Source organism: Microbacterium jejuense (assembly GCF_039544225.1).
GTDB classification, from domain to species: domain Bacteria; phylum Actinomycetota; class Actinomycetes; order Actinomycetales; family Microbacteriaceae; genus Microbacterium; species Microbacterium jejuense.
The window spans coordinates 1-21,229 of the sequence record NZ_BAABLG010000005.1 but is presented as its reverse complement, the minus strand read 5'-3'; the positions used below and the strand labels follow the sequence as shown (position 1 = coordinate 21,229).

General features: G+C 67.3%; 15 protein-coding genes and 2 tRNA genes. 7 read left to right on the top strand and 10 right to left on the bottom strand.

Annotated features, from left to right (window positions below; genetic code table 11):
• Positions 1–18: 18 nt before the first annotated feature.
• The 3 genes from ABEA46_RS09790 to ABEA46_RS09780 all read right to left on the bottom strand — a co-directional run bounded on the left by ABEA46_RS09790 (position 19) and on the right by ABEA46_RS09780 (position 1,499).
• Positions 19–1,224, bottom strand: a complete 1,206-nt coding sequence (locus ABEA46_RS09790) for an MFS transporter (RefSeq protein ID WP_345544277.1) — start codon at positions 1,222–1,224, stop codon at positions 19–21.
• Between the two features lie 113 nt (positions 1,225–1,337).
• A tRNA-Ala gene (locus tag ABEA46_RS09785) sits at positions 1,338–1,410 on the bottom strand.
• 15 nt (positions 1,411–1,425) lie between these two features.
• Positions 1,426–1,499, bottom strand: a tRNA-Ile gene (locus tag ABEA46_RS09780).
• Positions 1,500–1,586: 87 nt separating this feature from the next.
• Between ABEA46_RS09780 and ABEA46_RS09775 the strand changes: the two genes are divergently transcribed.
• Positions 1,587–2,300 carry a VIT1/CCC1 transporter family protein gene (locus ABEA46_RS09775; protein ID WP_345544275.1) on the top strand — a complete coding sequence of 238 codons (714 nt, stop codon included), beginning with the start codon at positions 1,587–1,589 and terminating at the stop codon, positions 2,298–2,300.
• 60 nt (positions 2,301–2,360) lie between these two features.
• Here the strand turns inward: ABEA46_RS09775 and ABEA46_RS09770 are convergent, their stop codons facing one another.
• The 7 genes from ABEA46_RS09770 to dnaA form a co-directional block, all read right to left on the bottom strand.
• On the bottom strand, positions 2,361–2,765 hold the full coding sequence (locus tag ABEA46_RS09770; RefSeq protein WP_345544273.1) for a DUF3566 domain-containing protein: 405 nt from the start codon (positions 2,763–2,765) through the stop codon (positions 2,361–2,363).
• A complete protein-coding gene (gene gyrA / locus ABEA46_RS09765; RefSeq protein WP_345544271.1) occupies positions 2,762–5,404 on the bottom strand; it encodes a DNA gyrase subunit A in 2,643 nt (880 codons plus the stop codon). Before gyrA ends, ABEA46_RS09770 begins: the two co-directional genes overlap by 4 nt.
• 97 nt (positions 5,405–5,501) lie before the next feature.
• On the bottom strand, positions 5,502–7,547 hold the full coding sequence (gene gyrB / locus ABEA46_RS09760) for a DNA topoisomerase (ATP-hydrolyzing) subunit B (RefSeq protein ID WP_345544270.1): 2,046 nt from the start codon (positions 7,545–7,547) through the stop codon (positions 5,502–5,504).
• 120 nt (positions 7,548–7,667) lie between these two features.
• Positions 7,668–8,189, bottom strand: coding sequence for a DciA family protein (locus tag ABEA46_RS09755; protein ID WP_345544268.1), 522 nt, complete (start codon positions 8,187–8,189; stop codon positions 7,668–7,670).
• The gene (gene recF, locus ABEA46_RS09750) at positions 8,182–9,378 is read right to left on the bottom strand and encodes a DNA replication/repair protein RecF (protein ID WP_345544266.1); all 1,197 of its coding nucleotides are present in this window, start codon (positions 9,376–9,378) and stop codon (positions 8,182–8,184) included. Before recF ends, ABEA46_RS09755 begins: the two co-directional genes overlap by 8 nt.
• 53 nt (positions 9,379–9,431) lie before the next feature.
• Positions 9,432–10,586, bottom strand: a complete 1,155-nt coding sequence (gene dnaN, locus ABEA46_RS09745) for a DNA polymerase III subunit beta (RefSeq protein ID WP_345544264.1) — start codon at positions 10,584–10,586, stop codon at positions 9,432–9,434.
• A 469-nt stretch (positions 10,587–11,055) separates the two neighbouring features.
• A complete protein-coding gene (gene dnaA, locus ABEA46_RS09740; RefSeq protein WP_345544262.1) occupies positions 11,056–12,510 on the bottom strand; it encodes a chromosomal replication initiator protein DnaA in 1,455 nt (484 codons plus the stop codon).
• 321 nt (positions 12,511–12,831) lie between these two features.
• Between dnaA and rpmH the strand changes: the two genes are divergently transcribed.
• Genes rpmH through rsmG form a run of 6 tightly spaced genes read left to right on the top strand, consistent with a single transcriptional unit; the run spans position 12,832 to position 16,036 of the window.
• Positions 12,832–12,969, top strand: a complete 138-nt coding sequence (rpmH, locus tag ABEA46_RS09735; RefSeq protein ID WP_055952712.1) for a 50S ribosomal protein L34 — start codon at positions 12,832–12,834, stop codon at positions 12,967–12,969.
• Positions 12,970–12,977: 8 nt separating this feature from the next.
• Positions 12,978–13,313 (top strand): ribonuclease P protein component, encoded by a 336-nt coding sequence (rnpA, locus tag ABEA46_RS09730; protein WP_345544260.1) that lies wholly within the window; start codon positions 12,978–12,980, stop codon positions 13,311–13,313.
• On the top strand, positions 13,310–13,666 hold the full coding sequence (gene yidD / locus ABEA46_RS09725) for a membrane protein insertion efficiency factor YidD (RefSeq protein WP_345544258.1): 357 nt from the start codon (positions 13,310–13,312) through the stop codon (positions 13,664–13,666). The genes rnpA and yidD overlap by 4 nt, the downstream gene beginning before the upstream one ends.
• Positions 13,667–13,674: 8 nt before the next feature.
• Positions 13,675–14,826 (top strand): membrane protein insertase YidC, encoded by a 1,152-nt coding sequence (gene yidC, locus ABEA46_RS09720; protein ID WP_345544256.1) that lies wholly within the window; start codon positions 13,675–13,677, stop codon positions 14,824–14,826.
• 45 nt (positions 14,827–14,871) lie between these two features.
• The gene (locus ABEA46_RS09715; RefSeq protein WP_345544254.1) at positions 14,872–15,390 is read left to right on the top strand and encodes a Jag family protein; all 519 of its coding nucleotides are present in this window, start codon (positions 14,872–14,874) and stop codon (positions 15,388–15,390) included.
• 22 nt (positions 15,391–15,412) lie between these two features.
• Positions 15,413–16,036: a 16S rRNA (guanine(527)-N(7))-methyltransferase RsmG gene (rsmG, locus tag ABEA46_RS09710; RefSeq protein ID WP_345544252.1), complete on the top strand. Its 624-nt coding sequence runs from the start codon at positions 15,413–15,415 to the stop codon at positions 16,034–16,036.
• The last annotated feature ends 5,193 nt before the right edge of the window (positions 16,037–21,229 follow it).

The following is a 21,229-nucleotide window of genomic DNA, read 5'->3' as shown; positions in this document are numbered from 1 at the left end:
GGTGCGGCATCCCTTCGGCTATGCGCGGGCGCCCGCCCGGTTCGAGAGCCCGAACAGCACCGCGCCGAGCACGAGGATCACGGCACCGGCGAGGTAGACCGCGACGATGCCCAGGCCGTCGACCAGCAGGCCGCCGACGCCGGCTGCGATCATGATGGCCGCCTGGAAGCCGACCACGACGATGCTTCCTCCGGCCTCGAGGCGATCGGGCATGCGGTGACCCACCCACGTGTTCACGATCAGCAGCCATGAGGCGAAGAAGAAGCCCCAGGCGAACGCGGCGAAGCCCACGAGGATCGGGGTGCCCGAGGCGATGATCACCAGGACCGTCATCAGCGCCATCACGATCGGCGACACGACGGCGAACAGCTTGTACGTGCGGTCGATGATGATGCCGAGGAGGATGTTGCCGACGAACCCGCCGATGCCGAACACGGCGAGCAGCAAGATCACGGTGCCGGCGTCGATCGGCTGACCGGCGTCCTGCACGCGATCCAGTGCGATGCGGATGTACGTGAAGGCGAGGAAGTGCCCGAGCACGACCAGCACGTGGCCGGCCACGCCCAGGCCGATGCCGGGCAGCCGCAGCGTTCCGAGCAGGGTCGACAGCGACGCCGAGCTCTCGGCGGGTACCGAGGGCAGCAGGATCCGCAGGGCGACGACGAGCACGGCCGTCGCGGCCGCGGCCAGTCCGAACACGGCGCGCCAATCCAGCGCCTCGCTGAGCATGACGCCGATCGGCACTCCGGCGACGGTCGCCAGCGACGTCCCCGCCGACGTGAACATCACGGCACGTCCGAGCCGCTCGGGTCCGGCGATGCGCGCGGCGACCGTGATCGACATCGCCCAGAAGCCCGAGAGCGCAGCGCCGAGCAGCACGCGGCCGACGAGCAGGAGCGGCAGGTTGGGCGCGATCGCGACGATCGCGTTCGAGACTGTGGCGCCGACAGCCATCCACACCAGCAGCGAGCGGCGATCGAGCCGCGGCAGCGCCAGACCGATCGTCGGGGCGACGATCAGACCCGCCAGTGCCGTCACGGCGACCATCTGACCGGCCTGACCGGGCGTCACGCCGATGTCGTCCGCGATCTCGGTGAGCACGCCCCCGGGGAGGAACTCAGCGGTGACGAGCAGGAAGCTCATGGCCATCATCGCCACAAGCGCGCCGTAGCGCAGGCGCGGCTGCGCGGGGGTGATCATGGGGAGCGATGCAGTACTCGTCATGATTCCAGCCTGGCGTCGGGAGGATCGGGTCGCCCGACCGTGCGTCCGCGGCATCCGATCGATCGTCCGGAAATGAAGAATGCGACCCCCGGCAGGGAGTCGCATCTCGTGTGTGGAGCCTAGGAGATTCGAACTCCTGACATCCTGCTTGCAAAGCAGGCGCTCTACCAACTGAGCTAAGGCCCCCGGGGCATGTTGTTGTGGGGCTACCAGGACTTGAACCTGGGACCTCTTCATTATCAGTGAAGCGCTCTAACCGCCTGAGCTATAGCCCCGATTGTGTGCTTCGCTTGCGCTCCGCAACCTCCAAGACTTTACCTGACGATCGTCGATTTCACGAATCGGGCTGGTTGACTGGGGCCGTGACCGCTCAGCCGCATTCTGACGAACCCCACGGGACCGGACTCGGACAGCGCCTCAACTGGCTGCGCGCCGGCGTCCTCGGCGCGAACGACGGCATCGTGTCTGTCGCCGCACTCGTCGTCGGCGTCGCCGGCGCCACCGATGACATCGGTGCGCTGTTCACCGCGGGGATCGCCGGACTCGTCGGCGGCGCGATCTCGATGGCGCTCGGCGAGTACGTGTCGGTCAGCAGCCAGCGCGATTCCGAGCGCGCCCTGATCGCCAAGGAGCGCGCAGAACTGCGCGAGATGCCCGACGAGGAGCTCGAGGAACTCACGCAGCTGTACCGCGATCGCGGCCTGTCGGACGCCACCGCGCGTCAGGTGGCCGCGGAGCTCACCGCACACGACGCACTGTCGGCGCATCTCGAGGTCGAGCTGCACATCGACCAGGACGATCTGGTCAACCCGTGGCACGCGGCGCTGTCGTCCGCGATCTCGTTCACCCTGGGCGCCCTGCTGCCGTTGCTGGCGATCCTGCTGCCGCCGCCCGAATGGCGCGTTCCGGTGACGTTCGTCGCCGTGCTCATCGCCCTCGCGGCGACCGGCACCGTGTCGGCCCAGCTCGGCGGCGCGCCGCGGCTGCGTGCGGCATCCCGTCTCGTCCTCGGCGGGGCGCTCGCCCTCGTGGCCACCTGGGCCATCGGCACCCTGCTCGGCACCACCGTCGTCTGAGAGAACGACGAAGCGCCGGCATCCGCTTCTGTCGAAGGGATGCCGGCGCCCCGTGTCGCGTCAGTTCGAGGTGAAGCCGACCAGCAGTCCGCCGGTCACCTTGACGGCCAGGTTGTAGATCCCCGCCACGACGGCGCCGAGCACCGTCACGACGACGAGGTTCAGGATCGCGACCACGGCCGAGAATGCCAGGACCTGCGGGAAGCTCACGAAGTCCGACAGCAGGACGCTGCCGTCCGAGAAGCTCGAGAAGAAGTCGTCGGCCTTGCCGATGAGACCGGTGGTCGAGACGACCAGGTACACCATGACGAAGGCGACCACCGTCACCACCGCGATCGCGATCGCGGCCAGGAACGACAGCTTCACCGCGGACCAGAAGTCCACGTAGACGAGGCGCAAGCGGACCTGCTTGGCGCTGGTCTTGTGACTGGACTTCTTTGCGAGCTTGTCGGCTACCGTGCTCATGCGTCAGTGCTCTCTTCGGGGATATCGGGCGAGGACGGGGCGCCGCCGGGGGTCTCGGTCGCCGGTGCAGAGTCGGTGTCGACGTCGCCGCTTTCGGCGTCTGCGTCCTCGGTTTCTTCAGCCAGGCCACGCTCGCCGTTTCGGGCGATCGCGAGGATGCGATCATCGCCGCCGGCCCGGGCGAATACGACACCCATGGTGTCTCGACCCTTGGCAGGCACCTCGGCCACGGCAGAGCGTACCACCTTGCCGCTGGCAAGAACCACCAAGACCTCGTCGTCCTCCGAGACGATCAGACCGCCCGCCAGATCGCCGCGATCGTCGCTCAGTTTGGCCACCTTGATGCCCAGTCCACCGCGGTTCTGCACGCGATACTGGTCCACCGCCGTGCGCTTCGCGTAGCCGCCCTCGGTGACCACGAACACGTACTCCTCATCCTTCGCGACCGAGGCCGACAGCAGGCTGTCACCCTCGCGGAAGTCCATGCCCTTCACACCCGACGTCGAGCGGCCCATCGGACGCAACGCGCTGTCGGTCGCCGAGAAGCGCAGCGACATGCCGTGGCGGCTGATGAGCAGGATGTCGTCGCCCTCGTCGACGAGCAGTGCGCTGACCACCTCGTCGTCGGGGCCGGCCTCGATCTCTTCGCCTTCTTCGGGCACCTGGCCGCGGAGCTTGATCGCGATGATCCCGCCCTGACGGTTGGTGTCGTACTCGGTCAGGCGCGACTTCTTCACGAGCCCGCTGCGCGTCGCGAGCACCAGATAAGTGGCCACGTTGTAGTCGCGGATGTCGAGGATCTGGGCGATCTCTTCGTCGGGCTGCAGCGCGAGGAGGTTCGCGACGTGCTGCCCCTTGGCGTCGCGACCGGCCTCCGGCACCTCGTACGCCTTCGAGCGGTACACGCGACCCTTGTTCGTGAAGAACAGCAGCCAGTGGTGCGTCGTCGTGACGAAGAAGTGCTCGACCACGTCGTCGGCGCGCAGCTGCGCGCCCTTGACGCCCTTGCCCCCGCGGTGCTGCTGGCGGTAGTTGTCGCTGCGCGTGCGCTTGATGTAGCCGTCGCGCGTGACCGAGATCACCATCTCCTCTTCGGGGATGAGGTCCTCGATCGACATGTCGCCGTCGAATCCGTGCAGGATGTGGGTACGACGCTCGTCGCCGAAGCGGTCGACGATCGCCGTCAGCTCGTCGCGGATGATCGTGCGCTGACGCGCGGGCGTCGCGAGGATGTCGTTGTAGTCCGCGATCTGCAGCTCGAGCTCGGCGGCCTCGTCGATGATCTTCTGCCGTTCGAGGGCGGCCAGCCGACGCAGCTGCATCGAGAGGATCGCATCGGCCTGCAGGTCGTCGATGTCGAGCAGCGTCTTCAGGCCCTCGCGGGCCTCGTCGACAGTCGGCGAACGACGGATGAGCGCGATGACCTCGTCCAGCGCGTCGAGCGCCTTGAGGTAGCCACGCAGGATGTGCATGCGCTCTTCGGCCTTGCGCAGGCGGTACGCCGTGCGCCGGACGATGACCTCGATCTGGTGGTCGACCCACAGCGAGATGAACCCGTCCAGCGACAGCGTGCGCGGCACGCCGTCGACGATCGCGAGCATGTTCGCGCCGAAGTTCTCCTGCAGCTGCGTGTGCTTGTACAGGTTGTTCAGGACGACCTTGGCGACGGCATCCCGCTTCAGCACGACGACGATGCGCTGACCGGTGCGGTCACTCGTCTCGTCGCGGATGTCGGCGATGCCGGTGATCTTGCCGTCACGGGCGAGGTCGCCGATCTTGACCGCGAGGTTGTCGGGGTTGACCTGGTACGGCAGCTCGGTGATCACGAGGCACGTGCGGCCCTGGATCTCTTCGATGGCCACGACCGCGCGCATCGTGATCGAGCCGCGACCGGTGCGGTACGCCTCGCGGATGCCCTTCGTGCCGAGGATCTGTGCGCCGGTCGGGAAGTCCGGACCGGGGATGCGCTCCATCAGCGCCTCGAGCAACTCTTCGCGGGTCGCGTCGGGGTGCTCCAGCGCCCAGAGCGCACCGGAGGCCACTTCGCGCAGGTTGTGCGGCGGGATGTTGGTCGCCATGCCGACCGCGATGCCGACCGAGCCGTTGACCAGCAGGTTCGGGAACCGTGCCGGCAGCACCGACGGCTCCTGGGTCTGCCCGTCGTAGTTGGGCTGGAAGTCGACGGTCTCTTCTTCGATGTCGCGCACCATCTCGAGCGCGAGCTGGGCCATCTTCGTCTCGGTGTACCGCGGCGCGGCGGCGCCCATGTTGCCCGGCGAGCCGAAGTTGCCCTGGCCCTGAGCGAGCGGGTAGCGCATCGACCACGGCTGCACCAAGCGGACGAGGGCGTCATAGATCGCCGAGTCGCCGTGCGGGTGGTACTGGCCCATGACCTCGCCGACCACTCGCGCGCACTTCGAGAACGACTTGTCGGGACGGAAACCGCCGTCATACATGCCATAGATCACGCGGCGGTGCACCGGCTTCAAGCCATCGCGCACATCCGGGAGCGCCCGGCCGATGATGACGGCCATCGCGTAGTCGAGGTAGCTGCGCTGCATCTCCAGCTGCAGGTCGACCTGGTCGATGCGACCGTGCTCATGCTCGGCGTTCGGGTCGGGGCGTTCTTCGTCTGCCATGTCTTGTTCGATTCTTGTTGCGTTTCGAGATCGTCTTGGGCGTTTCGACTCGCTGCGCTCGCTCAACGACCGGGGCAGCTCGCTGCGCTCGCCTGTGCTAAATGTCGAGGAAGCGGACGTCCTTGGCGTTGCGCTGGATGAACGTGCGGCGGGACTCGACGTCCTCGCCCATCAGGACCGAGAAGATCTCGTCCGCAGCCGCCGCGTCGTCGATGGTCACCTGGCGGAGGGTCCGCGTGGTGTGGTCCATCGTGGTCTCCCACAGCTCCTTGGCGTTCATCTCGCCGAGACCCTTGTAGCGCTGGATGCCCTCCTTCGGGATCCGCTTGCCGTTCGCGAGGCCGTGCTCGAGCAGCGCGTCGCGCTCCTTGTCGGAGTACACGTACTCGTGCGGCGAGTTGGTCCACTTGAGGCGGTACAGCGGCGGCATCGCGAGATACACGAAGCCGGCCTCGATGAGCCCGCGCATGTAGCGGAACAGCATCGTGAGCAACAGCGTCGTGATGTGCTGGCCGTCGACGTCGGCATCGGCCATCAGCACGATCTTGTGGTACCGGGCCTTGTCGATGTTGAAGTCCTCGCCGATGCCCGTGCCGAAGGCCTGGATCATCGCCTGCACCTCGCGGTTGCCGAGCGCCTTGTCGAGGCGTGCGCGCTCGACGTTGAGGATCTTGCCGCGCAGCGCCAGGATCGCCTGCGTGTGCGGGTCGCGACCCTGCACCGCCGAGCCGCCGGCCGAGTCGCCCTCGACCAGGAAGATCTCGCTGATCGACGGGTCCTTGCTCGTGCAGTCCTTCAGCTTGTCGGGCATCGCCGCCGACTCGAAGACGCTCTTGCGACGCGCGGTCTCGCGCGCCTTGCGGGCCGCCATGCGGGCGGTCGCGGCGTCGATCGCCTTGCGGATGACGTTCTTGGCCTGCACCGGGTTGCGGTCGAACCAGTCGCCGAGCTGATCGCCGACGACCTTCTGGGTGAAGGCCTTCGCTTCGGTGTTGCCGAGCTTGGTCTTGGTCTGACCCTCGAACTGCGGCTCGCCGAGCTTGATGGAGATGACGGCGGTGAGGCCCTCGCGCACGTCGTCGCCCGAGAGGTTCTCGTCCTTCTCCTTGAGGAGGTTGTTGGCCCGCGCGTAGCGGTTGACGAGAGTCGTGAGCGCCGCGCGGAACCCCTCCTCGTGCGTGCCGCCCTCGTGCGTGTTGATCGTGTTCGCGTAGGTGAAGACGTTCTCGGTGTAGCCCGTCGTCCACTGCATCGCGACCTCGAGCGAGATCTTGCGCTCCGCATCCTCTGACTCGAACGCGATGACCTCGTCGTTGACGACCTCGGCGCGCCGCGCGTGGTTGAGGTACTCGACATAGTCGACGAGGCCGCGCTCGTAGAGGAAGGAGTCCTCGCGCTGCTTCGTCACGATGGTGCCGTCGATCTCCTCCTCGACGAGTGCGGAGGGGCGCTCGTCGCGCAGCTCGATGCGAAGGCCCTTGTTCAGGAACGCCATCTGCTGGAAACGGGTGCGCAGGGTGTCGTAGTCGAACTCGACGGTCTCGGTGAAGATGGCAGGGTCCGGCCAGAAGGTGATCGTCGTGCCGGTCTCGTCGGTGGCCTCGCCGCGCTCGAGCTTCTGCTGGGGACGGCCGCCATCGGCGAAGCTGTGCCGCCAGACATAGCCCTGACGCTTGATCTCGACCTCGAACCGGGTCGAGAGCGCGTTCACGACGGAGGAGCCGACGCCGTGGAGACCGCCCGACACCGCATATCCGCCGCCGCCGAACTTGCCGCCGGCGTGCAGGATCGTCAGGACGACCTCGACCGTCGACTTCGAGGGGTCGGAGGAGTGCGGGTCGATGGGGATGCCGCGGCCGAAGTCGACGACGCGGATTCCGCCGTCGGCGAGGATCGTCACGAGGATCGCGTCGTTCGCACCGGCCAGCGCCTCGTCGACGGAGTTGTCGACGATCTCGTATACGAGGTGGTGCAGACCACGCGGGCCTGTCGAACCGATGTACATACCGGGACGCTTGCGCACGGCCTCGAGGCCCTCGAGCACCTGGATGGCGTCGGCCCCGTAGTCGCTGGGAGATCCTGTGGGAGCCGCTGCGGGCGTTTCGGGTTCCTCGGACACGTTGTCGGGGTTGTCAGACGTCATCTTCTCGATGGCTCCAAATCCTTCGAAGGGGCCCTGACAGTCTATCGGGTAACGAGTCGATTACGGCGTTCTACGCCCCTGTGAGGCCCTGAAATCGTCGCGGACAGCTCCTGAGGTGGCCTAGCCGTAGGTATCGCGTGGACCCCGCCCTGGAATGGTTCTGGGACCCCATTTCCAGGAGGGGACGTCCGGCCCGATGAACCGCACCGCGTCGACGCCCGCTTCAGGAAACCGCCGGACGATCTCCGACAGGATCTGCGCACGCATCAGCTGCAGCTGCTTCGCCCACGCCGTCGAGTCCGCCTGCACGGTCAGCGTGCCCTCCGAGAACGCGACAGGCCGCGTGTGGCGGGCTGTGTCGGCGCCGGCGACTTCGTCCCACGCGCGCACGACGTCCTCGCGCGCGAGCTGCGAGTTCCAGCCCGCTTCGCGGGTCAGGTCGGCGAGCACATCGGCCACGCCCTTCGGGTCACGACCCGGGGCGAACGGGATGTTGTCATCGTCCTCGGTGCGCCGCCGGCGCTTGCGGTACGACCGCGCCGAGGGCTCGAGACCGCGCAGCCGCAGATAGGTGGCAATCGTCTCGGGCACGCCCGCGCCGCCTTCGGGACCGGTCCCCGGGCGGTTCGACGGGTCAGGCATCGCCGGCCTCGGCGCTCTCGAGGATCCGGCCGGCTTCGACCCGAACCATCCGGGCGCGGAGGGCGTCCGGGACATCCCCTTCGACCGCCGCGGTCACGACGACCTGCTCGTAGTCGCCCGCGAGCTGTGCCAGCCGTGCCCGGCGGTCGGCGTCGAGCTCGGCGAACACGTCGTCGAGGATCAGGACCGGGTCGCCGAGCCTCGAGTCGGCGCGCAGCAGCTCGGCCGAAGCGAGGCGCAGCGACAGCGCGACCGACCAGGACTCGCCGTGCGAGGCGTATCCCTTGACCGGAAGACCGCGGATCCGCAGCAGCAGGTCGTCGCGGTGCGGACCGACGAGGGTCAGTCCCCGCTCGAGCTCGGCGGTGCGCTTGGCGGCCAGTGCCTGACGGAAGAGCTCCGCGATCCGCTGGGTGGAGGCATCCCTCGACGTCTCGAGCGCCGCGGACTCCGTCGCCGACGCGACAGTGTCGTCTTCGCCTGTATCGGCGCCCGCGACCGAGAGCGCCCACTCGATCTCGGGATCGTGGTCGGCGCCGGCGATCGCTGTGTAGGCCGCGGCGAGTGGTGCCGCGAGGTCGCCGGCCAGGGCGAGCCGCCCGGCGATCAGCTGTGTGCCGAGGGTGATCAGCTTGTCGTCCCACACCTCGAGGGTCGACAGCGCGTCGCCGCGGACGCCACGGGCCCGCGCCGACTTCAGCAGTGCGGTGCGCTGCTTGAGCACGCGGTCGTAGTCGGCGATCACGCCGGCCATGCGAGGCGCGCGCTGCACGAGCAGCTGATCGGCGAACCGGCGGCGGGCCGAGGGATCGCCGCGGACGATCTGCAGGTCTTCGGGGGCGAACAGCACGACCTGCGCGTAGCGCGGGAGCTCGGCGGGCTTCACCGGTGCGCCGTTGACGCGCGCCTTGTTCGAACCCTGCCGGTTGACCTGGGCCTCGAGCTGCACGCGGCGCTCACCGTGGGCGAGCCGAGCCCGGATGATGGCGGCATCCGCTCCGTCGCGCACCATGGGCGCGTCGCTCGAGACGCGGTGCGAGCCCAGCGTCGCGAAGAAGCCGATGGCCTCGGCCAGGTTGGTCTTGCCCTGACCGTTGCGGCCGACGAACACGTTCGGACCGGGACCGAGCTCGACGTCGGCGGCCGCATAGTTGCGGAAGTCGACCAGACTCAGGTGCTCCACGATCACCGGACAAGCCTAGTGATCGGCACCGACGCGGGGCTCGAGAGGGCGGAGGACGGTCAGCGCAACAGCAGGTTGGGCTGCAGCAGGTAGCGGAACGAGTCAGAGCCGGCCTTGTCGACCGAGGTCTGCGGCGTGATGAGCACCGGGCTCAGCTTGTTCGCGTTCTCGCTCGAGGTGAACGTGATCCGCACGAACTCGCTCTTGACCGCGCCGAGCGACTCGAGCAGGTACTGCGGGTTGAGTCCGAGCGTCACCTCGTCGCCGCCGATGAGCGTGGCGTCGACCGACTCGGTGGCCCGCGCCTGCTCGGTGCCGGAGGCATCCATCGACACACTGTCGGCGGTGAACGTGAAGCGCAGCGGAGCAGAGCGGTCCAGAACGAGCGACACGCGTCGAACCGCCTCGGCGAGCTCGGCGGTGTTCACGACCGCGTGGTGCTCGGTCTGCGCGGGGAAGAGCCGGCGGACCGGCGGGAAGTTTCCCTTGATGAGCAGCGAGGTCACTGTCTTGTTGCCGGCGGTGAAGGCGATGATCTCGCGGTCGCCGGAGCCCGAGAAGGCGATCGAGATGTCGCCGCCGTGCGCGAAGGTCTTGCCGACCTCGGTGAGGGTGCGCGCCGGGACGAGGGCCGTCGTGGACTCCTCGGACGCAGCGGTGCCGCCGTCCCAGGGGATCTCGCGGAGCGCGACCCGGTAGCGATCGGTGGCGACGAGGCTGAGGCTCGTGCCCGAGACCTCGAGCTGGACGCCGGTGAGGACCGGAGTGACGTCGTCTCGAGAAGCTGCGAACGCGACCTGCGCGATGGCGGTCGCGAAGTCCTCGGCCGGGACGAGACCGGAGTCGCCGGTGACCTCGGGGATCGCGGGGTACTCCTGGACCGGCATCGAGGCGAGCGTGAAACGCGCGGAGCCGCACGTGAGCAGGATGCCGCCGTCGTCATCGACCTCGATCTGGATCGGCGCGTTCGGCAGACGGCTGGCGATGTCGGACAGCAGCCGGCCGTGGACCAGGATCGTGCCCGGGTCGTCGACCGTGGCCTCGATCGTCGTGCGTGCCGAAGCCTCGTAGTCGAATGCGGCGAGCGAGAGGCCTGCGTCGGACGCCTCGATCAGCACGCCGGCCAGGATCGGCTGCGGGTTTCGCTGCGGCAGGAGCTTGACGACGAACGACACGGCTTCGCTGAACACATCGCGGTTGACGTGGAACTTCACGAATGCTCCCTCTGCAGCAACGGGCCCCTCGACTGCGGGCTCGGGGTTCTCATGCTAGTGGCAGGTCACAAGATTGCCAGCCCGTCATCCTCGCGGAGGCTTGTCCACCGGAAAGGTCATCGGACGGGTTTCATCAGAGATATTTCTTGTCATGGTGTTAACGGCTGTGGAAACTGTGGACAACGTCCTCGAGACCAGTCGGGAGATGGAAACCACACCGTTGTGACTTGTGGAACGGCTGCGGAGAGATTGCGGGATCCGGGATGCCGGTGGCCGCGGCATCCACGATTCATCCACAGGCTGTCCCCGCTCATTCACAGGTGTTTCCGCAGACTTGGGGAGTTATCCACAGGTTTTCCACACTGTGCAGAACCGGAATTTTGGCCCTGTCGTGGGCGCGTGTCAAGAACCCGTTCCGGCATATGGCGCCGGAACGGGTTCTGGGGTGCGGGAGCGCGGTGAGAGGGCGTCAGCGGCCGTTGCGGCCGAGCTGCGCGGTGATCTCGGTCACCTGGTTGTAGATCGAGCGGCGCTCCTTCATGAGCTCGCTGATCTTCTTGTACGCGTACATGACAGTGGTGTGGTCGCGGTTGCCGAACAGCTGTCCGATCTTGGGCAGCGACAGGCTCGTGCGCTCACGACACAGATACATCGCGATCTGGCGCGCCGTGGCGACGGACTGCGATCGGCTCGAGCCGTACAGGTCGTCGACCGTCAGCTTGAAGTACTGCGCGGTCGCCGTGATGATGTCGGTCGGCGAGACGACGTTGGCGTCGTCCTGATCCACGATGTCGCGCAGCACCGTCTGGGCCAGCGACATGTCAAGCGTCGAGCGGTTGAGGCTCGCGAACGCCGAGACGCGGATGAGTGCGCCCTCGAGCTCGCGGATGTTGCTCGAGACGACGGTCGCGATGTACTCGAGCACCTCGTCGGGGATGTGAAGCCGCTCGGACTGCGCCTTCTTGCGGAGGATCGCGATGCGCGTCTCGAGGTCGGGCGCCTGCACATCGGTGATGAGGCCCCACTCGAACCGGCTGCGCATGCGGTCCTCGAAGCCGGTGAGGTGCTTCGGCGGGACGTCGCTCGTGATCACGACCTGCTTGTCGTGGTCGTGCAGCTGGTTGAAGGTGTGGAAGAACGCCTCCTGCGTCTCGGCGCGACCCTGCAGGAACTGGATGTCGTCGATCAGCAGGATGTCGACGTCGCGGTAGCGCGCCTGGAAGGCCGAGCCCCGGTTGTTCGCGATCGAGTTGATGAAGTCGTTGGTGAACTCTTCGCTCGAGACGTAGCGCACACGGATGCCCGCATAGAGGCTGAGGGCGTAATCACCGATCGCATGCAGCAGGTGGGTCTTGCCGAGGCCGGAGTCGCCATAGATGAACAGCGGGTTGTACGCCTTCGCCGGCGCTTCGGCCACCGCGACGGCTGCGGCATGCGCGAAGCGGTTGGACTGCCCGATGACGAAGTTGTCGAACGTGTACTTCGGGTTGAGGCGGGTGTCGTTGCGCGATGCCGACGCCGTGTCGACCGGCTCTTCCAGCGGCGGGCGGCCGATCGGCGTCGGCGCCTGCGTGGGCGCCTGGGTATGGGTGGGGCCGGTCGAGGTCGCCTGGATCGGGATGGGCGCGGTCAGGTGCGCGTCCGCGAGGTCGGGATTGACGACGACCCGAAAAGTGGATGCCGCCCCCTCGAGGTCCTGGTCGACCCGGGCCAGGGCCTCGAGGATCGGCGCGCGCATGCGCTTGGTGAACTGCGCCGCGGTGAGATCGTTCGGCACATCGAGGTACAAGGTGCCGCCCATGACGCCCTGCGGCACGGCGAGGTTCAGGAATCCGTGCAACTGCGGAGTGATGCGTTCGTCGTGCGCGAGTTCGTCCAGGACGGCCGACCAGACTGGGACATCTGGAATCTCGTGCGGTGACATGGCCCCCCCGGGTTGTTGATGACTGCACCGGATGCCGCGGAAACATCGGGCCGAGCCTGTGGATAACTGCCGGAGCAACGCTAGTCAGCGGGCGACTCGGGAGCAAACTCCACTGTAGATGGCGGCGGCGTGTCCCTACCAGGCAGGGCAGCGCGCGCGGGGCATAATTGCGGGTTCGCCCGGCTCGGTTTGAGTTATCGGGCGTCTCGACGTAGCCTTAATCGGTTGACTTATGCCCATTGGAGTCATTCTCCGGGCAGTCCTCCTGTACACGCGTCCCCGGTCGAGCGTCCCGGTGACCCCTGATCGGAAGTAATCCTCATGAGCAAGCGCACCTTCCAGCCCAACAACCGCCGTCGCGCCAAGAAGCACGGCTTCCGCGCCCGCATGCGCACGCGCGCCGGCCGCGGCATCCTCTCGGCTCGCCGCGCCAAGGGGCGCACCGAGCTCTCGGCCTGAGCCGAGCGGTGCTCGCGAGGGCGAACCGACTCACCCGCGGCGCGGACTACAAAGCCGTCGTCCGTCGGGGTCGTCGGTGTGCCGGAGCGCACACAATCACCTATGTCAGCCGCGTCGAGACCGATGGTCCGGCGCGGTTCGGCTTCATCGTGAGTCGTCAGGTCGGCGGCGCCGTCGTGCGCAATTCCGTCCGCCGTCGGCTCAAGGCGCTCTGCTACGCGTCGCTCGAGGGCGTCGCCCCGGGCAACGACATCGTGATCCGCGCGCTGCCGACCGCCGCATCCGCGTCGTTCTCGGAACTGCAGGCCGACGTCGAGAAGTGTCTCGCCCGGAGGCCGGCATGAGCGTGCTCCCGGCCTATGCGCTCGGTGATGCCGAGTTCGCGGCATCCGATGTCCTTCGCAGCGTCCCACTGCTCCCCCGCAACGCCGTTCTCGCGCTGCTGCACGGCTACCGTGCCACGATCTCGCACACCTATGGCGACGTCTGCAAGTACTACCCGTCGTGCTCGGCCTACGCGGTCGGCGCGGTTCAGCAGCACGGCGCCGTCGTGGGATCCGCGCTGACTGCGGCTCGCCTCGTCCGCTGTCACCCCTGGGCGAAGGGCGGCGTCGACGACGTCCCGCTTCGCAAGAGCTTCCGGTACGGCCTCACCCATCACGGGTTCGTCGTACCCGCCCCCTCCGGAAAGGACTGATCCACCGCATGGATCTCTTCATGGCGCTGGCCGCCACCCCGACGCCGACGCCCAGCCCCGCGGCGGGTGGTGGGTTCGACCTGCTCGGCACGATCCTCTGGCCGCTCAAGTGGCTCGTCGAGCTCGTGCTCGTGGCCTGGCACTGGGTCTTCACCGCCATCGGCCTCCCGCCGGCCGACGGCATCACGTGGGTTCTCGCGATCATCGGCCTGGTGATCGTCGTCCGCGCGGCGATGATCCCCCTCTTCGTGCGGCAGATCAAGAGCCAGCGCAAGATGATGGAGATCGCTCCTGAGCTGAAGAAGGTCCAGGAGAAGTACAAGGGCAAGCGCGACCAGCTGTCTCGTGAGGCGATGAGCCGCGAGACCATGGCGCTGTACAAGAAGCACGGCACCACGCCGGTCTCGAGCTGTCTGCCGCTGCTCGTGCAGATGCCCGTCTTCTTCTCGCTGTACTCCGTGCTGAGCTCGATCAAGCTGCACGCCGAACTGGGTCAGGGCGGTGTCGGCCCCCTGACGCCCGAACTCACGATGGAGTTCTACAACGCCAAGCTGTTCGGCGTCGCATCGCTGCACGAGACGCTCATCGACGCGTTCAACACGCAGAACACGCCGGCGATCATCATCCTCATCACGCTCGTCGTGCTGATGATCGCGTCGCAGTTCTTCACGCAGCTGCAGATCATCTCGAAGAACCTGTCGCCCGAGGCCAAGACCGGTCAGGCATACCAGATGCAGCGCATCATGCTCTTCATCCTGCCGCTCGGCTTCATCTTCTCGGGTGTGTTCTTCCCCCTCGGCGTCGTCATCTACTGGTTCATCTCGAACCTGTGGACGATGGGGCAGCAGTTCCTCGTCATCCGCGAGATGCCGACCCCGGGCTCCGAGGCCGCCAAGGAGCGCGAAGAGCGCCTGGCGCGCAAGGGCAAGGCGCTCGACGCCTCGGGCAAGGTCATCCCGATGGAGAAGTACCTGGCCGAGCAGCAGCGTCTGTACGAAGAGGCCGAGCGCGCGAAGGCCGCAGCGCCGAAGCGCCAGCAGCCGGTGAGCAAGCAGCGCGCCAAGAAGCAGTCGCAGAAGGGTCCGCAGCAGGGTCAGGCCGGCGGCACCGGAGGAGCCGGTGGCACCGGGACCTCCGGCGGCCCTGGTGCGGCATCCTGATCCCGGCCCGATCGCTCTCCCCCGACCCGAACACGAGGACCTCTCATGACCACCTCTCCTGAGCTCGCCTCCGCCGAGCCGCGTCACGACCGTGCGCCCGCGACCGTCGAGGAGCTCGAGCAGGAAGGCGACGTCGCCGCCGACTTCCTCGAGGGCCTGCTCGACATCGCCGACATCGACGGCGACCTCGATCTCGACGTGCGCGCCGGTCGCGCGTACGTGTCGGTGGAGGCTCCGGTCGGCGGCTCGGTGTCGTTGATCGCCGCCCCCGACACGGTGCAGGCGCTGCAGGAGCTCACCCGCATCGCCGTGCAGAACCGCACCGGGCGCTTCTCGCGTCTGATCCTCGACATCGGCGGTTCGCGCGACGCGCGTCAGCACCAGCTCGAGACACTCGTCGACCGCGCGATCGCGCGCATCGACGAGGGCGCCTCGCAGGCGTCGCTTCCTGCGATGTCGAGCTACGAGCGCAAGGTCGTCCACGACATCGTCGCCGACCGCGGCTTCGTGTCGGAGTCGTACGGCGAGGGCGCTGACCGTCACACGGTGATCCGTCGCGCCTGACGTGACGCTCACGGACACATCGATGATCGAGATCGAGCAGGAGCCCCCTGCGGCCGCCGAGGTCTTCGGCGATCGCATCGACGTCGCCCGCCGCTTCGCGGAGGCGCTCGGCCAGCACGGTGAAGAGCGCGGCCTCATCGGACCGCTCGAGCCACCCCGCCTGTGGTCGCGCCATATTCTCAACAGCGCGGTGATCGCTCCCCTGTTCTCGGGCCGCGTCGGCGACGTCGGCTCCGGTGCGGGCCTGCCTGGCCTGGTGCTCGCGATCGCGCGCCCCGATGTGGAATGGGTGCTCATCGAGCCGATGGAGCGCCGGGTCGCATGGCTGTCGGAACAAGCGGCAGACCTCGGGCTCGAGAACGTCGAGGTGCTGCGTGCCCGCGCCGAGGACTGGAAGCGCGGACCGTCGCTCGACGCTGTCACCGCTCGGGCCGTCAGCGCGTTGCGCACGCTCGTGCCGATCACCGCTCCCCTGGTCCGCGACGGCGGAGAGCTCATCCTCCTCAAGGGCACCAGCGCCGGCAACGAGATCGAAGCAGCCGAGAAGCAGCTGCGTAAGTACAAGGTGACCGACGCGCGCGTCGAGATCGTGGGCGAAGGCCTGCTCGACGAGCCGTCGCGAGTCATCCGCGCCACCGTGCGCTGACGTCTCGTCGCGGTGAGCGACGGATGGATGCTTTATTCATCCTGATCTGGTGTTTCGTCGCTTCTTAGCGTCGGACTTGAGGCCGGTGATCCCGGCACTCCCTGTCGATCGTCCTGTGTGTGGCCTTTCGGACAGTTGGCTAATGCCACCGTCTCGCTGGTTTCATCTCGCTGCGTAGCCGGCGGGCGGCCCCGCGCCCCGGACCGCGGTTTCACGTGAATCGTGCTGGTCCCAGCGGTCCTAGCGGTCGCGGGATGGTCGACGGCGTCTTCGGCGTCTGGAGGCGGAGCGACAACCGGGGCAGCTGATCGGTGGTCGGCTGCTCCGAGCCACCAGTCAAGTGCACCGACTGCGCGCGTGAGGCCGGCGTCGACGCGTTGCCGTTCGTGGAGCGCTGGACGGAGGCGTCGCCTCTAGGCCGAACGCGGTGACATGCGTGGGTTCCGTCCGAGTCTCTGCCGCCCCGACGTTGGCGCTACCCGCGGAACACTCGACCGACTCCCCGTGCGGACGGGGCTGTCTTGTACGGTGACGTGTCCTGTCCGGCAGCGCTCGGTCGGGTAGCGCGCCGCTTCGCGCCTGGCGTGATGCTCGAGATGCGTTTCCCCACAAGGTCCCTGAACGTTGATGGCTGCGGCATCCGTTGCGACGTGCCTTGGTCATCTGGGTTGCACCGTGTGCGGCGTAGGAAGTTCTCCGGTGCCCGGACGCGCGGAAGGGCGCTCCCGTGACGTGCTCTCCGTTGACGCGACGGGCAGTTGGCGATCTCGCTCCGTGGGGCGTTTACAGTCAGCCAGCCGACCCGATGCACATCATCGCCGGGGGTGGGCGGCCGCTGGTTGGGATCGCGAACGCGGTGCAGCAGACTTCGTGACTGACGTGTGACTGGCGCGTGCGAACACCGGCCGTGGCGAAAGGCGTTGCCCATGCGCAACGCGCTGACTCGATGCGAGGCTCCCGTTTCACGTGGAACGGGAGGGCTCACGCGGCGAGCTCGCTTCGCCCTCCGGGCCGCCTCGCTACCGAGACTTGGCTAGGTTCGCGGCCGGACTGCTCGTGGCCGTAGCAACCAGCTTCGTGTCCGGGCGACTTCGGGGTGCACGACAACTGGATGTTGAGAGGGAGGTGAGCGGGGTGACTCCCGTGGTCTGCGTGCTGCGGGCCTGCTTGCGGTGGGGTGGTGAGAAGAAGCCACTCTGTCACCGGTGACCACGGTTCTCATCGCCTGACGTCGCAGGCACGGCCACGCGACAGCGGACTCGACCTGCTTGGGTCGAAGAACCGCGGAGGCCACTTCTGCACAGGCGCCTCTCCCCTGCCGTGTTCACGTGGAACGGAGCCCATCGATCATGTGTTCCGGCGCGAGGAATCGGGGTGATGAGGTCACTGGTCCGATGGTGAGGAGCCTTGAGCTCGGCTGTTGGGCCGGGGCGCGGCCAGGTGGGCGGGGTACGGCGGGTGGGATAGCGAGGGAGCTGCTTCGCCTTGGTGCGGTCACCCCGGAGCGAGGCTCTGGTGCAGTGACTGGATCGCCAATGCCGCGTATGTGGACAAGTCAGACGGGCAATGCAATTGCAGATGAGGCGCGGTACTCCTGCTCGTATGTCCATGCGATCGTCGCCGCGCAGCAACGCAGCGTCGGCATCGCCCACAGGCGTGGCGGCTCATCACGCGCTTCGGTCTAGCTCGAATGCTGTTGGTCGGCGGGCGTGGGTGCTCCACCGAACAACTGAGGGAACGGGGAATCAGGGTCCGGAGACACCGGGCCATAGTTGAAGGCACTCGGGGAGAGACCGAAGGCGTTGAGTACCGAGAGTCCAGCCACCTAGTGCTGGGCGAGGCGACGGGGCGGCACGAGCCCGCGCATGTTTCACGTGAAACGTTCGCGTCCGTCGGTAGTGGACCACCAATGGAGGTCCGTGTGATGAGCGTCCGGCGCTGTCGAAGCGTCGACAATGGATGGTCTTCGCTAGCCAGCCTTGCACGGCACGCGCCATTGGTGTCGTCACGAGGGTTCGGATGCCTGACTCCCCGGCGGTCGAGTGGGCTGCGCAGTGCTGCGCTTCTAGGTTGATGGACTGCGCTCGGCGATGGGGAGCAGAGCGGGGATCAAGGCTCTCTGGCAGCGTCCTTGCGACGGCGCATGTTTGGACAGGCGCCTTCCAGCCGGTGAAGAGGTGCGATGCGGTGGTGCGCTTCAGGGGATGCTCCGCTTCTCCGTCCTGGCCGGTGGGAGCTGGACCGTTCGCGTCAGCGGTCGATCAACTCAATGCACCATCGGGTCTTACGGCTCAGTGTCGGGTTTGGCCTGGCTACCGCTCTTCTCGGCAGGTTCTTCTTGGCACGCTCCCCCGCTGGCGTGAGTTGGGCGCCTCTGTGGCGCCTCTGTGGCGGTGTGACCGCGCGGCTGCTGCACCTGAGGCGCGACCATGATCATGGTCGTGAACGTTGTCGCGACGCGCGTAGGCGGAGTTCAACCGGTCGCGCAGCACTCGGTGCGGTGGTTGACGACGGTATGGCTGCTGCTGCGCACACCACGCGGGGTGGTGGTCTGCGTTCCATCCAAGTCGCCCGCGTCCCATCATGCCGTGAGCCGACGAGTGTGATGGCGTCAGCAAGCCGAACAGGATCGATGTTTCACGTGAAACGCTCAGCGGCGCCCATGCTGGCGTGATGGACCTCGCTGCGCAGCGGCGATCGATGATCGCCGTGCTGGGGGGCAGAGGACTCGGCCCATGCAACGTCGGAACCGCAGGATGAGGTATCGAACGATTGCCGCTCGTATGGATACCGCGAATCACGCAGACCCGTCGCGGTCTTGGTGAACCCAGCGGGAGCTTGGTCGTCGTGATGTGTGCCTTCCGCTCTCGCGTTCCGTGCGCCTCAAGAGTGACCCTCAAGCGTGGCATCTGACAGTGCGCGTGGGCGTCTCGCGTCGGAGCTTGAGCATGTGAGCAGGCTGTTGTCGTTGCCGACTGGGTCCGATGGCGCTCGCACGGAGGGCGTTCTCCTGTTCGGTCAGCGGGCGACGCCCGCAGTGCGACCGCCGGATTCCCTGCGGGTGGCGGCAAGGATGGCCGCTCGGACGCCTGTCTGCCCATATCTATACGCCCTCTTGTCGGTCAGCTGGGAAGGGAATGTCTGGCCACTCCTACCGCGTGGTCCGCTGGTCGCCGAAGACGCTGTCGACTCGGTCGCGGTGTGTTGACGGGCGTTCGCCTACCCGGACCATCCGGGGCGCGGCATGCCTGTCTCGATCGCGTGCACATTACCGAGATCAAGGGATGTCGTGAGGCGGTCGAAGTCAGCCGGGGCTGTCGTGCGTCGTCGAGTCTCCTGGTCTGAAGCAGCGTCGCGCGCGGGCAGGGTGTGACTCGGTGCCGTGCATCCAGGCACAATCAGATCCACCGAGCCGACGGCGAAACTGCGCTGAGATCCAGACAAGGGATGCTCGTCTACCTCAGGTCGATGTGCGTGTGACTGCCGCGGACGACATGCGGTTGTTTCACGTGAAACATTCCCGAGCACTCGCGGGGGATCGAGAGCGCGAGCCGGCTTGTGGTCTCGACAGGCCCGCGGTCGGTCCACTCCCCCAGATGAGCCGTCCGGATCGCCGAGTCTAGGCGCGCAACGCTCAAAGCCGGGATGTGGGCTGCCCGACGAGCGGTGTTTCGCACCCTGTCGTGCGAGCGTCGGACGCTCTGAGTCGCTATGTGAACCGGCCTCAGGCATCGTCCCGTGCGGCAGCTTGGGTTCATCGTGGGTCGTCGCGCCCGCTGTGTTGTCGCTTCGCATGTCTGCCCCCGCCGGCTGAGGTTGTGGGGGCCTCTGCCTGCTGTCCCGGTGCTGCGGTACTTGCTGTCCCGGTGCTGCGGTACTTGCTGTCCCGGTGCTGCGGTACTTGCTGTCCCGGTGCTGCGGTACTTGCTGTCCCGGTACTTGCTGTCCCGGTACTTGCTGTCCCGGTACTTGCTGTCCTGGTGCTGCGGTAACCCGTGGTGTCGACGCGGCACCCCTTACGATCGGCGCACAGCGTTGGAAGTCGGGGTGCTCGCAGCGGACGCGCCGCGGTTTCCACTTGTCGTGCGAGCGTCGCACAGGGGGCGGCACTACTGGACCCGGGGCTCCACGTATCCCCCGCCCAGCTCCGCAGCTGCAGTTCACTCGTGGCTGCGGTCCCCGTGTTATCGCGCCGCATCTGAGTCCTTCCGACGGGCTTTGTGGCGGGCATCTATCTGCCGACCCGCTATGACGGACGTCTGTGGTGGCGTCGCGGCGCCGCTTGATCAGCGGACTCTGTGCCGATCCTGGACGAAAGGCGTTGTTCCCGACGCGGTGGCGACTGCGAGCCCAAAGCTGGGCCGACTCACGTGAAACATCGACGAGCCGCGGAGTCACCGCCCGCGCGGATGTTCGGCGCGGCATTGGGGCTCGCACCATGCACCCGCCTACCGCCGCCGTGCGGGTTCGCTTGTGGGCGTCCTTAGTGGTCCGAGATTGGCGCTTCGCCGTGCGTCTCCGCGCCGCGCGCTCCTCCGTGCCTCACCTCGTCTCGCCTCCAGCGCGCTGTGCTGTGCTTCTCAGCGCCCGTCCGTGACACCGGGGCGTGCACGAGCTCTTCGGTGTCAGGCGGAGCGTACTTACCGCCGAGTACTCGCGCGTCCTGGCGCCGACGGCCATGTGATTGTGTGCCCGCCCCGACTTCCGCTCCGCGTCCAGGTCTTGATTCCGAGCGAACGCACCGTCACGTCGGGCATGAGTGCGCCGATGCTCCTCCCCGGGGTTTTCGAGCCGGTACCTGCCAGTTCCTCCGCCACAGCTCGCCATTCAGATCGGGTGCGGCAGTCGGAACTCCTACGCGGGGCGTTCTGCGCCCACCAGTGACCTAGTCCGGCGACCAGTCCGTGAATCGCGATTCCGGAGGTTCCGGGAAGGAGTCGGCGTTCGGCGCCCGAGCGTTGGTCCGAGGATGTTTCACGTGAAACACCGCGTCGGGATGAGGGTTGAGGGTGCAAATCAGATGCGGGGTTGGGATCGGGTGTCCGCCGGTGTTGGTGTCAGGGTGGTTCAGTCGATGACAGCGGAGTAGTGGAGCGACCCGCACCCCCGAACCGCTTCGCTGCCCCGCTTCGCTGCCCCGCTTCGCTGCCCCGCTTCGCTGCCCCGCTTCGCTGCCCCGCTTCGCTGCCCCGC